Annotated in this window: 12 protein-coding genes; 8 read left to right on the top strand and 4 right to left on the bottom strand. The window is 73.6% G+C overall.

The features are described 5' to 3' along the window. Window positions 1-161: 161 nt before the first annotated feature. The 3 genes from QI554_RS09470 to QI554_RS09460 all read left to right on the top strand — a co-directional run bounded on the left by QI554_RS09470 (window position 162) and on the right by QI554_RS09460 (window position 1,910). Window positions 162-695: an RNA 2'-phosphotransferase gene (locus QI554_RS09470; protein ID WP_281468047.1), complete on the top strand. Its 534-nt coding sequence runs from the start codon at window positions 162-164 to the stop codon at window positions 693-695. 146 nt (window positions 696-841) lie between these two features. Further along, window positions 842-1,342, top strand: a complete 501-nt coding sequence (locus tag QI554_RS43370) for a DUF3099 domain-containing protein (RefSeq protein WP_343230771.1) — start codon at window positions 842-844, stop codon at window positions 1,340-1,342. Between the two features lie 316 nt (window positions 1,343-1,658). Continuing rightward, the gene (locus QI554_RS09460; protein WP_281468043.1) at window positions 1,659-1,910 is read left to right on the top strand and encodes a hypothetical protein; all 252 of its coding nucleotides are present in this window, start codon (window positions 1,659-1,661) and stop codon (window positions 1,908-1,910) included. Window positions 1,911-1,938: 28 nt separating this feature from the next. On the opposite strand, the gene moaA is transcribed toward QI554_RS09460, so the two are convergent. Further along, window positions 1,939-2,961, bottom strand: a complete 1,023-nt coding sequence (gene moaA / locus QI554_RS09455; RefSeq protein ID WP_281468041.1) for a GTP 3',8-cyclase MoaA — start codon at window positions 2,959-2,961, stop codon at window positions 1,939-1,941. Window positions 2,962-3,190: 229 nt separating this feature from the next. On the opposite strand from moaA, the gene QI554_RS09450 reads away from it, so the two are divergent. Beyond that, window positions 3,191-4,696, top strand: coding sequence for a D-alanyl-D-alanine carboxypeptidase family protein (locus tag QI554_RS09450; protein WP_281468039.1), 1,506 nt, complete (start codon window positions 3,191-3,193; stop codon window positions 4,694-4,696). A 55-nt stretch (window positions 4,697-4,751) separates the two neighbouring features. Here the strand turns inward: QI554_RS09450 and QI554_RS09445 are convergent, their stop codons facing one another. Together QI554_RS09445 and QI554_RS09440 are read right to left on the bottom strand one after the other, a co-directional pair. Next, window positions 4,752-6,113 (bottom strand): ABC transporter substrate-binding protein, encoded by a 1,362-nt coding sequence (locus tag QI554_RS09445; RefSeq protein ID WP_281468037.1) that lies wholly within the window; start codon window positions 6,111-6,113, stop codon window positions 4,752-4,754. Window positions 6,114-6,223: 110 nt separating this feature from the next. After that, a complete protein-coding gene (locus QI554_RS09440) occupies window positions 6,224-6,778 on the bottom strand; it encodes an MTB12 C-terminal domain-containing protein (RefSeq protein ID WP_281468034.1) in 555 nt (184 codons plus the stop codon). Window positions 6,779-7,121: 343 nt separating this feature from the next. On the opposite strand from QI554_RS09440, the gene QI554_RS09435 reads away from it, so the two are divergent. From QI554_RS09435 to QI554_RS09420, 4 genes are read left to right on the top strand one after another with little or no spacing between them, the layout of a single operon-like run. After that, window positions 7,122-7,859 carry a hypothetical protein gene (locus QI554_RS09435; RefSeq protein ID WP_281468032.1) on the top strand — a complete coding sequence of 246 codons (738 nt, stop codon included), beginning with the start codon at window positions 7,122-7,124 and terminating at the stop codon, window positions 7,857-7,859. Between the two features lie 9 nt (window positions 7,860-7,868). Continuing rightward, window positions 7,869-9,848 carry an ABC transporter permease gene (locus tag QI554_RS09430; RefSeq protein WP_281468030.1) on the top strand — a complete coding sequence of 660 codons (1,980 nt, stop codon included), beginning with the start codon at window positions 7,869-7,871 and terminating at the stop codon, window positions 9,846-9,848. Beyond that, on the top strand, window positions 9,845-10,636 hold the full coding sequence (locus QI554_RS09425; protein ID WP_281468027.1) for an ABC transporter ATP-binding protein: 792 nt from the start codon (window positions 9,845-9,847) through the stop codon (window positions 10,634-10,636). The genes QI554_RS09430 and QI554_RS09425 overlap by 4 nt, the downstream gene beginning before the upstream one ends. Beyond that, window positions 10,636-11,319, top strand: coding sequence for an ABC transporter ATP-binding protein (locus QI554_RS09420; RefSeq protein WP_281468025.1), 684 nt, complete (start codon window positions 10,636-10,638; stop codon window positions 11,317-11,319). Before QI554_RS09425 ends, QI554_RS09420 begins: the two co-directional genes overlap by 1 nt. A 130-nt stretch (window positions 11,320-11,449) precedes the next feature. On the opposite strand, the gene QI554_RS09415 is transcribed toward QI554_RS09420, so the two are convergent. Continuing rightward, complete coding sequence (locus QI554_RS09415; RefSeq protein WP_281468024.1) at window positions 11,450-11,758, bottom strand: GNAT family N-acetyltransferase; 309 nt, start codon at window positions 11,756-11,758, stop codon at window positions 11,450-11,452. Window positions 11,759-11,772 lie beyond the last annotated feature (14 nt).

Genomic DNA, 11,772 nt, shown 5'->3' with positions numbered 1-11,772 from the left:
GGGGGGCGGTTGGGGCACGGGGGGGGGGGGGGGCGGGGGGGGAGGGGGGGGGGGGGGGGGGGGGGGGGGGGGGGGCCCCCCCCGCCCCGCCCCCGCCTTCCCATAAGGCAACAAAAAATGACAATCCATCACCATCAAGGAGGCATGTGAACGAAAAGCGCATGGTCAAGGTGTCGAAATACCTGTCGAAGACGCTCCGGCACCAGCCGGAACGGATCGGCATCACCCTTGACGCCGCGGGCTGGGTCGACATCGAGGTGCTGCTGGCGGCCTGCGCCGCACAGGGCTTCGCGGTCACCCGCGCGGAACTCGACCACGTGGTCGAGCACAACGACAAGAAGCGGTTCGCGGTGTCGGACGACGGCGCCCGCATCCGCGCGAGCCAGGGCCACACCGTCGAGGTCGAGCTCGGGCTGGCCGCGGCCGTCCCGCCGGACGTCCTGTTCCACGGGACGATCGGCCGCGTCGTGGACGCCATCATGACCGAGGGCCTGCTGCCCATGGACCGGCACGACGTGCACCTGTCGCCCGACGTCGACACCGCGCGCAGGGTCGGCGCGCGCCGCGGGCGGCCCGTCGTCCTCCTCGTCGACGCGGGCCGGATGCACGAGGACGGACACGTGTTCCGGGTCTCCGACAACGGCGTGTGGCTGGTCCCCGTGGTTCCGCCCGGCTATCTGCGGCGGCAGGCCTGACAGTCCCGTCCGGACGGAGGACCCGGGCGGCGGACGACGCGCCGCCGGCCGGGACCCGGTCTCGTTCCACGCTTCCGCGCGGCGTACCGTGGAAGTGGCGGTGCGGCAGCGGAGCCGGGCCGCGCGAGCCTGCGGCAGGTGGACGAGTGCTGGTCAATCGCGAGCGGGGCGCCAAGGCACCGGTGTTCGAGATCAGCGGTGCCCGTAAGAGCCTGTCCGAGGACGTCCGGGCACGCCAGCGCCGGTACATCATCTCGATGTCGGTGCGCACCGTGTGCTTCCTGCTCGCGGTGGTGTTCAGCGGGCCGCTGCGGTGGGCGATGCTGGCGGGCGCTGTGCTGCTTCCGTACATCGCGGTGGTCGTCGCGAACGGCGGCCGGAGCCGCCACCAGGGCGACCCGCCGGCTTCGCAGGTCGTCCCGCCACAGGAGCACCGCGCCATCGAACCGCCGTCCGCGGCGGTGCTGACGAGCGCGGAACGGCACGACATCCGGATCGTCCCGGAGGACGCGTGGATCGTGCCGGACGAGGCGCCGGAGCCGCGCGTGCGCGACGTCCCCGGCGAGGTCGTCGAACCGGCGCCGGACGGTGCCGGGGTGGCCGCGTCGGCGACATCTGACGCGCCGCCAGAAGGTAACCGTCAGTAAGTTGTTCGCGCGGCGCGCAGGGCGCGGTGAGGGTACCGCGCGGCCCGGACAAATTAGCTCCAGACGCGTTGCCGGATGGGGCTTCACGTCGGGCGCGGACGTGCCATACTTCAAAACGTGCTCCGTATCCCCCGTCGGAGCGACCGACGCGATGCCGGGCGGCTCCCCCCGTGGCTGCCCGGCATCGCCCGTGTCCGGGCCCTGTAGCCGCGCGGCACGCCCCCGGCTCCGGCGGCCGGTGATCGTCTCCCGTCATCACGCAGCGCAGCGACCCGCCGCCCGAGGGGACTCGTCGGCGGATTGCCATACTGGGCGCATGTTCCCCACCGAAGAACCGACCCGCCCGATCTGCTCGGCCAAGGCCTGCCGTGCCGACGCCCGTTGGGTCCTGGTCTGGAACAACCCGAAGCTGCACACGCCCGACCGCCGCAAGACCTGGCTCGCGTGCGACGAACACCGCGAGCATCTGGGCCAGTTCCTGGCGCTGCGCGGATTCCTGAAGGACACGGTCGCCTTCGACGAGTGGACCGCGGCCCGGCACGCCGAGGCGGAAGCGGGCGACGAGTAGCCGCCCGACACGCACGCGTTCCGGGCGGTCAGCCGCCGATCGCGGACATCGGGCGGACCGGCTGGAGGAAGGTCGGGTCGTCGATGCCCGCGCCGGCCTTCTTGGTGGCCATCGCGGCACGCCAGCGGTCGGCGATCTCCTCGTCCGCGGCGCCGCCGCGGAGGGCCGCGCGCAGGTCGGACTCCTCGCGGGCGAAGAGGCAGTTGCGGATCTGGCCGTCGGCGGTGAGGCGCGTGCGGTCGCAGGCGCCGCAGAACGGGCGGGTGACCGTGCCGATGACGCCGACCCGGCCGGGGCCGCCGTCGACGAGCCAGCGTTCGGCGGGGGCGCTGCCACGGGCGTCGGAGCCCTCGGGTTCGAGGCGGAAGGCGGCGGCGAGGTCGCGGAGGATCTCCTCGGCGGTGACCATCTTGTCGCGGCTCCAGCCGTGCTGGGCGTCCAGCGGCATCTGCTCGATGAAGCGCAGTTCGTAGCCGCGCTCGAGGCACCACGCGAGCAGCGCCGGGGCCTCGTCGTCGTTGACGCCGCGCATCAGGACGGCGTTGACCTTCACGGGGGTCAGTCCGGCGTCGGCCGCGGCGGCCATGCCCGCGACGACGTCGTGGTGCCGGTCGCGCCGGGTCAGGGTGCGGAACCGCTCCGGGTCGAGGGTGTCGAGCGAGACGTTGACCCGGTCGAGCCCGGCGGCCTTGAGCGGGGCCGCGAGCTTGACCAGGCCGAGCCCGTTCGTGGTGACGGACAGCTTGGGCCGCGGCTCGAGGGCGGCCACCTGCTCGACGATGCCGACGAATCCGCGCCGCATCAGCGGTTCGCCGCCGGTGAAGCGGACCTCGGTGACACCGAGCCGGGTGACGGCGATGTCGACGAGCCGGACGATCTCCTCGTCGGTGAGCAGGTCGGGCTTGGGCAGCCAGTCCAGCCCCTCTTCCGGCATGCAGTACGTGCACCGCAGGTTGCACCGGTCGGTGAGGGACACCCGCAGGTCGGTGGCCACCCGGCCGAAGCCGTCGACGAGCGCGCCGGTGCGCGCCGCGGGCTCGACTGTCGTCATCGTGGCGGTCTCCTCACCCCCGGCGGCGTCAGGCGCCGGATCCTGCCGTGTTTCGCCCCCAGAGTACGCACGTGTCGCGCCGGAGCGATCTCCGCGTCCGGCTACTGGTACGTAGCCACCGCGTGTCGGGTTGCAGCGCGGGGGCGTGGTCTTTCCCATACGGCGGCGGAACCGGTTCCGGGCACCGCGACGTCCGTCATACGTAATGATCCTCGGGGAGGATTCGACGTTGAATCAGATACCGCAGCACCACGACGGCAGGGCGCAGGACGGGCCGGACGGTCAGCCGCCCGAGGCCGGTGCGCAGCCCGCCTACGACGCGGCGACGCAGGTCGTGCCGGTGCAGCCGGCACCGCCCGGCGCAGCCGGCGCACCCGTCGCACCGTCCGCGTTCGACGCCGAGACGCGGCTGGTGCCGATCCAGCAGCCGCCGGCGCGGCGCGCGCCCGGTGCGCCCGACGCACCCGTCGACCTGGCGGAGACGCGGGTGGTGCCGCTCCAGCACGCGCCGTTCGCGGCCGGCTCCGGCGCGGGCCCGGTGGACACCGCGCCGGGCCCCGACACTGCGGGCGCGTGGCCGACCGGCGGAACCGCGGCGGCGTGGGACCAGAGCCGCACCCAGGGCCGGGCCCAGGAGCCCGGCGACGGCGCGCCCGACCTCGACCTCGGCGCGTACGCGATGGCCCCCGGTACGGCGGCGCCCGCCCGGCGTCTCGGCCCCGCCGCGGACGACCGGGCGGCGAACCCCTTCGCCCCGGTCTCCCCCGCGGCGCCGGCGGCCGGCCAGGGTGCCGCGCCGTCGCCGGCCGGTTTCGGTCCGGTGGGCACGGGCGCCCCGGTGCCCGTCGCCTTCGACGTGTCCGCCGAGCCGACGGTCGTGGCCTCCGCGGCCGCCTTCGCCTCGGCCCCCGCGTTCGCCGGCGGGACCTCCGGTCCCGGCCTGCCCGGCGACGCGGGCGGGGCGCCCCCGGCCCAGGCGTTCGAAAGCGGCGGTGACGACGACGCCCCGCACGGTCGGCGGCGCCGCATGCTGGTCGTGTGGGGTGTCACCGGTGCCGTGCTGCTGGCCGGCGCGGGCGTGGTGGCCGCGAAGACGCTGACCGGTGGCGACGGTTCCCACTCCGCGGCGGCGGACGCCTCGCCCACGGCGCAGGCCCCGGCCGTGCCGACGGCGCAGCCGCCGGCGACGAGCGCCGACCCCGCCCCGACCACGAGTGCGGCGGCGCCCAGCAGCACGCGCCCGTCGACGTCGCCCTCGGGGTCGAAGTCGGCGTCGGCCTCGGCTTCGGCGTCCGGCAGCAAGTCGCCCGGGTCGAAGACGGACGACGACGGTGACGGGATCACCGACGACCCGGGCGCGAAGGACCCGAGCAAGCTGAACCCGGACGTGCGCACCGCGTGGGGCCAGGTCAAGACCGCGATGGCCGCCGACGGCATCACGCTGACGCTGAACTCCGGCAAGCGCTCGTACCAGCACCAGCAGGACCTGTGGAACAAGGAGGTCCGCGACAAGGGCTCCGAGGAGGCGGCGCGCATGCGCGTGCTGCCGCCCGGCGAGTCGTCGCACGTGAAGGGCTTCGCGATCGACGTCGACCCGGCCGCCGCGCAGAACTGGCTGAAGACCAAGGGCGCGCCGTACGGCTGGTGCCAGATGTACACGAACGAGTCGTGGCACTTCGAGTACCAGGCGAAGTACAAGACGGACGGCTGCCCGGGGCTCAAGGCGCACCCGTAACCACCGTGTGCCGCCCGCGTGTTCACCGGAACGCGGGCGGCGGTGCCCTACGCGGTCAGGGCTTGTAGGGCAGCGACGGCACGACGGCGCAGTTCGTGTTCATGTCGGGCACCTGGTCGACCCAGCCGCCCTTGCCGCCGTTCGCGCTGTCCTGCCAACGGACCACGTTCGTACACCACTTGGCGGGCTTGACCGCCTCCTCGGCGGTCTGCGGATTGAAGTTCACGGGGATCAGCAGGCCGTGCCCGTCGTATCCCTCGGGCCGGTTCACGAACGCCTCGACGCAGGCCCGGGTGACCGTCGCGCCGCACGAGGCGACGGCGTCGGTGAGCCACTGCGCGGACGCCCAACCCTCCAGGGCCCATTGCGACATCAGCGGGGCACGGTCGGGGAAGTACTTGGCCATCGCGTCGCGGAACTCGCGCACGGCGGGGTGCGACACGTCCTCGTAGTTGCGGCTGGTGCCCGTCACCTGGATGGTGTTGCGGCAGCTCGGCGAGTCCTTGAAGTCCGTGCCGGCCGACGCGGTCTGGTTCTGCACCGTCGACACCTTGGCCTGGACGCGCAGCCCCGCGCCGTCCATCGCCTTGCACAGCTGGGCGTTGCCGCGTGTGTCGATCGCGTCGAAGACGATGTCGACGCCGCGGTTCTTCATGTCGACGACGGCCGCGTCGAAGTTGGACAGCACGAAGTCGACCTGCTTGTCGACGACGGTGTAGCCCTCCGCCTTGAGGCCGTCCTTGATGGTCTCGGCGTAACGCGCCGAGTCGGCCTGGTTGTAGGAGACGACGGCGGCGGTGCGGGCGCCGAGCTTCTCCTTGAAGTACCGGTAGATGCCGGTGTTCTGGAAGAGCGTGCCGTTCCAGCCGACCTGTCCGTCACGCGGCGCGCTCGAGCCGTAGAGGCTGTACAGGTGCTGGTAGGTGTCGTAGGCGTTGCCGATCGGGATGCCGCCGACGTCGGGCACGCCCTTCGACGACACGTAGCCCGCGCCGTCGTACTTGTAGATGCTGTTGCCGGCGAACGCGAAGACCTTGTCCTGGTCGATCAGCTTGCGCACGCACGACTGGTTCTCCAGGCCGAAGCCCTGGTCGTCGCACGTGACGACCTTGACCTTGCGGCCGTTGACGCCGCCCTTGTCGTTCAGCGCCTTGAAGAACGCCTGGGCCCCGTACATCGGCCCGGAGAAGGTCTCCTTGCCGAGCAGTCCGCTGGCGGTGTCGACCATGCCGACGGTGATCTCGTTCGGCGTGACGCCCACGTCGGACGCGGTGTTCGCGTTGGACGCGGCGGCCCCGGGCGCGGGCGGGGCCGCGGTGGGGGCGAAGTCCCGTTCGGGGACGCGGGATCCGCACGCGCTCAGCAGCAGCGCCAGCGCTACCGCGGCGGTGGCGGTCCTGGCTGCTGTCCTGCGCATCGCGTCTCCCCCCGGAGGTGGGTTTGGCGGACGGGCCGCGGGTGCGCGCGCGGAGGTGCGCACACCCGCGGCCCGGCAGTACTCAGGCTAAACCTGCCTGGCGGGCAGGATCAGCCGGCGCAGGCCGGCGGAAGCGACGCGGCCGGGACACCGCCGTACTGCGACGCGAGGCCGCAGATCATCTTGGCGGAGACCAGCCACTTGCCGTCCTTCTTGACGACCTCGACCGGGACGCTCGGGGCGACGACCGCACCGCCGGCGGAGATGTCGACGGTGACGGCGCCCTTGTCACCCGACAGCTGGGCGTCCTTGACCGTGGTGGACACCTGGCCGATGAGCGGGTTGGTGAGCAGCGCCTGGATGACCGGGTCGATCTGGTCGGCGTTCTGGATGAGCGCCTTGCGGTCGGCCACCGACTGCTTGCCGTCGAACATCTTGTTGACCGTGGCGGCCGCGGCCTGCTGGTCGGCGTTGAACGTCGCGGTGTTGCCTGCGGCCGGAGCCGACGAGGCCGGCGCGGGGGCCGAGCTCGGCGCGCTCGGCGCGGAGCTCTGCGCCGCGGGGGCCGAGGCGGAGGGCGAGGAGCTCTTGCTGTCGTCCTTCTTGTCGTCGCTGCAGCCTGCCAGCATCAGCACGCCCGCGACCGGCAGAACCGCCCACGCCATACGACGAGTCCGTATGTTCCGCATGTGCTTTCACCACCCGTTCCCGCCGGGTCTCCCGGCGTAGATCACAGAAGTCAGGTCGGAGCGTACGGCAACTTACCCGCGCGTCACATACCGGCCGGGCCGCACGGTTGCGACTCGTGACCCACCTGTATCCCGCCCGGGTTGCCGACATGCAGTCGGCACGCGGTCGGTATCGAATCGTTCTCTGCGATATCGGACACGGACGGGGACCGCGAAAGGACGCGGTTCCGTTTCGACCACAACTAACCTGGACCAGGCAACGGGTGCGCGCATCCGGAATTCCGGCTGCGACGGGTGGCGAATCAGTAGAGGCGGGCCGGTGGAGGGTTCGGAGCGGACGCACTGGAACGGCGACGTACGTTCAGCCGTCCGGGTGTACGGCGGCTGGTTGGTGGCCCTCGTCGGCGCGATCCTGTGCGCGGTCGGCTGGTACGGCGTGTCCGGCGAGAAGTACGAGGCGCGCCAGATCCCGTACCTGGCCTCCGCGACGGTGCCGGGCGCGGCGCTGATCGTGGCGGGCGCCGTGCTGATCGCCGCACGGCTGCGCGGCCGGGACGGCGACGGGCCGTCCGACACGGCGCTGCGCGCCCAGATGGCCGAGTTGCACGCCCTGTTGGTGGAACCCGTGCCCGACGCCCCGGCCCTCGCCGACGAGCCCGTCGCCACCGACACGGCCCGCCCCTGGGTGGCCCTCCCCCGCGGCGCGCGCTACCACCGCGCCGACTGCGACCTGGTCCACGGCAAGGCGGGCGTACACGCCGTCACCCGGGACGAGGCCGCCGAACAGGACCTGAGGGCCTGCGCCTTGTGCGATCCGGACGACCCGGACGACGCGGGCGCCGAGGGCGAACGGCCCGCGGGCAAGGGCACCCCGCCGCAGCCGACGTACGCGCCCCGCGTCCCGACTACGCCGCCGGAGGGACCGGGCGCGCCTGCCGCGCCCGACGCACCGACCGCGCCGGGCCCGGACAGCGCGGCGACCTCGCCGGGCTCCGAGCCGGGCTCGGCCGCTCCCGGCTCGTCGGACGGGCCTACTCCGCCCGGTGCGGCGCGGTAGTCCGGCGTCGTGCTGACTGTCGACCTGGCGCTGGCCGGGCTGGGTGTCGGGGCGATCGCGGCGTTGGCGGCGGTCGGGCTGATCACGTCGTACCGGGCGACGGGGGTGTTCAACCTCGGGTTCGGCGCGTTGGCGATGGTGATCGCGTATCTGCTGTGGCAGCAGGTGCGGGTGTGGGACTGGCCGGTGGTGCCGGCGGCGTTGTTCGACGTGCTGGTGGTCGCGCCGGTGTTCGGGCTGCTGTTGGAGCGGTTCGTGTTCCGGGGGCTGGGGCGGCGTGGCGCGGGCCCCGCGGAGATGCTCGCGGCGTCGCTCGGCGTCCTGGTGATGCTGCTCGGCGTCGCGATCCTCACCTGGGGCACCGAGTCGCGGCTGGATCCGCCGGCGCTGTTCGGCGGTCCCCCGATCGACCTGTGGGGCGACGCGACGGTGTCGCGGGCGGCGGTGATCGAGCTGGGCGTGGTGGTCGGTGTCGCGCTGCTGGTCGCGGCCGTCACCCGGTTCACCCGGTTCGGCGCCGACCTGCGCGCGGTCGTGGACCAGCGCGAGCTGGCCGAGCTGACGGGTGTTCCGGCGGACCGGGTCGCGGCGGTGGGCTGGGCGTTCGGGTCGATGCTCGCGGGGCTGACCGGGATCCTGCTCGCGCCGCATCTGCGGCTCGACCCGTTCGGGCTCACGCTGCTCGTCCTGGAGATCATCGGTGTCGCGGTCGTCGCGCGGCTGACGAGCCTGCCGGTGGCGATCCTGGTGGCGGTCGCGATCGGGGTCGGGCAGAGCGAGCTGACCCGCGTCCAGCTGACCGGTCGCGCGCAGAACCTGCTGCAGGCGTTGCAGTCGAACCTGTTCGTCGTCGTGCTGCTGCTGGCGTTGCTGCTGCTGCCGCGCATGGTCGAGGTCGGGGCGCGCGGCACGTCGCCGTGGACCGACCCGGGCGCGCGGGGGCGGCTGCCGGCGCTGTGGTGGCTGCCGTACCCGCTGCTGCTGGCCGCGCCGCTGGCGCTCGGGACGGAGCACCTGCAGTCGGCGCAGCAGGTCCCCGCGCTGGCGATCGTGTTCGTGTCGCTGGTGATCGTGACGGGGTACGCGGGCCAGGTGTCGCTGGGCCAGGCCGGTTTCGCGGGTCTGGGCGCGTTGATCGCGGCGTCCCTGGTGAGCGGGCAGTTCTTCGGTCTTCCGGAGACGCCGGGGCTGCTGGCGCTGCCGCTGGCGGCCCTGTTGGTGATCCCGCTCGGGCTGCTGACGGGCTGGCCGGCGATCCGACGGCGGGGCCTGGCGCTGGCGTTGACGACGTTCGCGGTGGCGGCGGTGGTGTCCCGGTTCGTGTTCGCGCAGCCGATCTTCACGACGGGGCTGAGGCTCGACCATCCGTGGCCGTTCGACGACGAACGTGCTTTCTACGTACTGGAGTTGCTGTGCCTGGGGCTGGTCCTGCTGCTGGTGCGGCGGCTGCACCAGGGGCGGCTGGGCCGGATGCTGGTGGCGACGCGCGACAGCGAGGGCGGCGCGGCGGCGTCGGGGGTCGACGTGCCGAACCTGAAGGTGTTCGTGTTCGCGGTGAGCGCGGGTGTCGCGGCGCTCGGCGGGGCGCTGCTCGGCATGGCCGGACGGGCCTTCGACGCGCAGGTGTTCGACCCGATCCAGGGCCTGATCTGGTTCGCGGCCGTCGTGGTGTTCGGTGTGGACAGCGCGGCGGGCGCGGTGCTGGCGGCGGCCCTGATCGTCGGCCTGGACAGCGGGACGCGGCCGGGCATGTCGGTGATCGTGGTGGGCGCGGGGGCGGTGCTGCTGTCGCGGATGCCCGGCGGCGCGCTCGCGACCGCGCGGCGGTTGTGGGACTCACGGCCGCCGGAGTCCGCGCCGCGTGCTCCCGTGCGGTTGACGGCGCGCGGCGAGGCGGTGCGGGCCCGCGTCCGCTCCCGGCGGCCCGCCGAGGCTCCGACGGGTGACGGTGCGGGCCTGCCCGACGCGCCGGCCGGAGGCGTCTCATGAGCGAGGCACAGGACATGCTCACGGCCCGCGGCCTGGTGCGGCACTTCGGCGGCCTGCGCGCGGTGGACGTCGTCGACCTCGACGTCCCGCCCGGGCGGGTCACCGCCGTGATCGGGCCGAACGGCGCGGGCAAGAGCACGCTGTTCCACTGCCTGGCCGGCGCGCAGCGCCCCGACGAGGGCCGGATCCGGCTCGGCGCCCGCGACATCACCCGGATGGCGGACCACCGGCGCGCCCGGCTCGGTATCGCCCGGACGTTCCAGGTCGGTTCGGTGTTCGCGAGCCTGACGGTGGCCGACAACCTGAGGGTGGGCGCGGAGAACCGGGGCGGGGCGAGCGCCACCGCGCGCCTGCTCGGGCTGCCGGATCCCGCGCGCGGGCGGACCCGCCGGGCCGTCGACGAGGCGCTGGACGCGGTCGGGCTGACGGACCTGGCGGACGTCCCGGCCGGGCGGCTGCCGACCGGCACGCTGCGGCTGGTCGAGCTCGGCCGGGCGCTGGCCGCGCGCCCGTCCGTGCTGCTGCTCGACGAGCCGGCGAGCGGCTTGGACGACGCCGAGACCGTGCGGCTGCGCGTGCTGCTGAGGCGGCTCGCCGACGAGGGGCTGGCGGTGCTGCTGGTGGAGCACGACATGGAGCTGGTCTTCGGGGTCGCCGACACCGTGCACGTGATGGCTGCGGGCAAGGTCGTGGCGTCCGGGCCTCCGGCGGCCGTGCGGGACGACCCGGCGGCGCGGAGCGCGTACCTGGACCCCGTGGGGGCCGCCGGACCCGAGGGGGGCGCCTGATGCCCACGGCGCTCTCGCTGCACGGCGTACGGGTCAGCTACGGCCCCGTCGAGGCGCTGCACGGCGTGGACCTGGCGTTCCCCGACGGCGCGGTCACCGCGCTGCTGGGCCGCAACGGCGCGGGCCGCTCGACGCTGCTGCGCACGCTCGCGGGCCTGCTGACGCCGACGGCGGGCCGCATCGAGTGGGACGGCCGCGACATCACCCGCTGGACGGCCGCGGAACGGGCCCGCGACGGACTGGCGTTGATCCCCGACGGCAAGGGCGTGTTCGGCGGCCTGTCGGTGCGGGACAACCTGACGGTGTTCGCCGGGGGCGCGACCGACATCACGCCCGCGCTCGACGCGTTCCCCGTGCTGCGGAAGCGCCTCGCGCAGCGCGCGGGCACGCTGTCGGGCGGCGAGCAGCAGATGCTGGCGGTCTCCCGGGCCCTGCTGCGCCCTTCACGCGTCCTGCTCCTCGACGAGCTCAGCCAGGGCCTCGCGCCGCGCGTGGTGGGGCAGTTGTACGAGGTGGTCACCCAACTGGCCGCCGAGAAGCGGGCGGTGGTGCTGGTCGAGCAGTACGCCGGCGAGGCCCTGCGGCGGGCCGACGTCGCCTACGTCCTCCGCCGCGGCCAGGTCGCGTTCGCGGGCGAACCCGGCGAACTCATGACCGACGGGCACGTGTCGCTGTTCGACTGACGCCGCGACAGGAGCAGGCGAACACCCGCCCTTGGCAACGTAGTTCACTTCGACAGCGCCGCCCCCGCACACATCGGCGACGACGGGCGACGTGCAGACGTGGGGCCGCACGTCGCCCGTCGGCTCCGCGTCAGTCCGTGACGTGGCTCTGCGATGCGTACACCAGGTCCTGGTACTCCGGGTGCTTGCCGATCCAGCCCGCATAGAACGGGCAGGTCGGCAGGACCTTCAGGCCGTCGGCGCGGGCGGCGTCGAGGGATGTGCGGACCAGGGCGCCGCCGATGCCGCGGCCTTCGAACTTCGGGTCGACCTCGGTGTGGACGAAGGCGATCAGCTCCGGGGTGCGGATGTACTCGGCGACTCCGGCGACCTCGCCGTCGACGCGGGCTTCGTAGCGGCTCGCGTCGGGAACGTCGGTCACCACGGGTGTCTCACTCATGTGCGGTCCTTTCA

The sequence above is a fragment of the Yinghuangia seranimata genome, from assembly GCF_029953285.1.
Lineage (GTDB): Bacteria > Actinomycetota > Actinomycetes > Streptomycetales > Streptomycetaceae > Yinghuangia > Yinghuangia seranimata.
The sequence above is the reverse complement of the archived record's forward strand: the minus strand, read 5'-3'. Positions and strand labels throughout refer to the sequence as shown.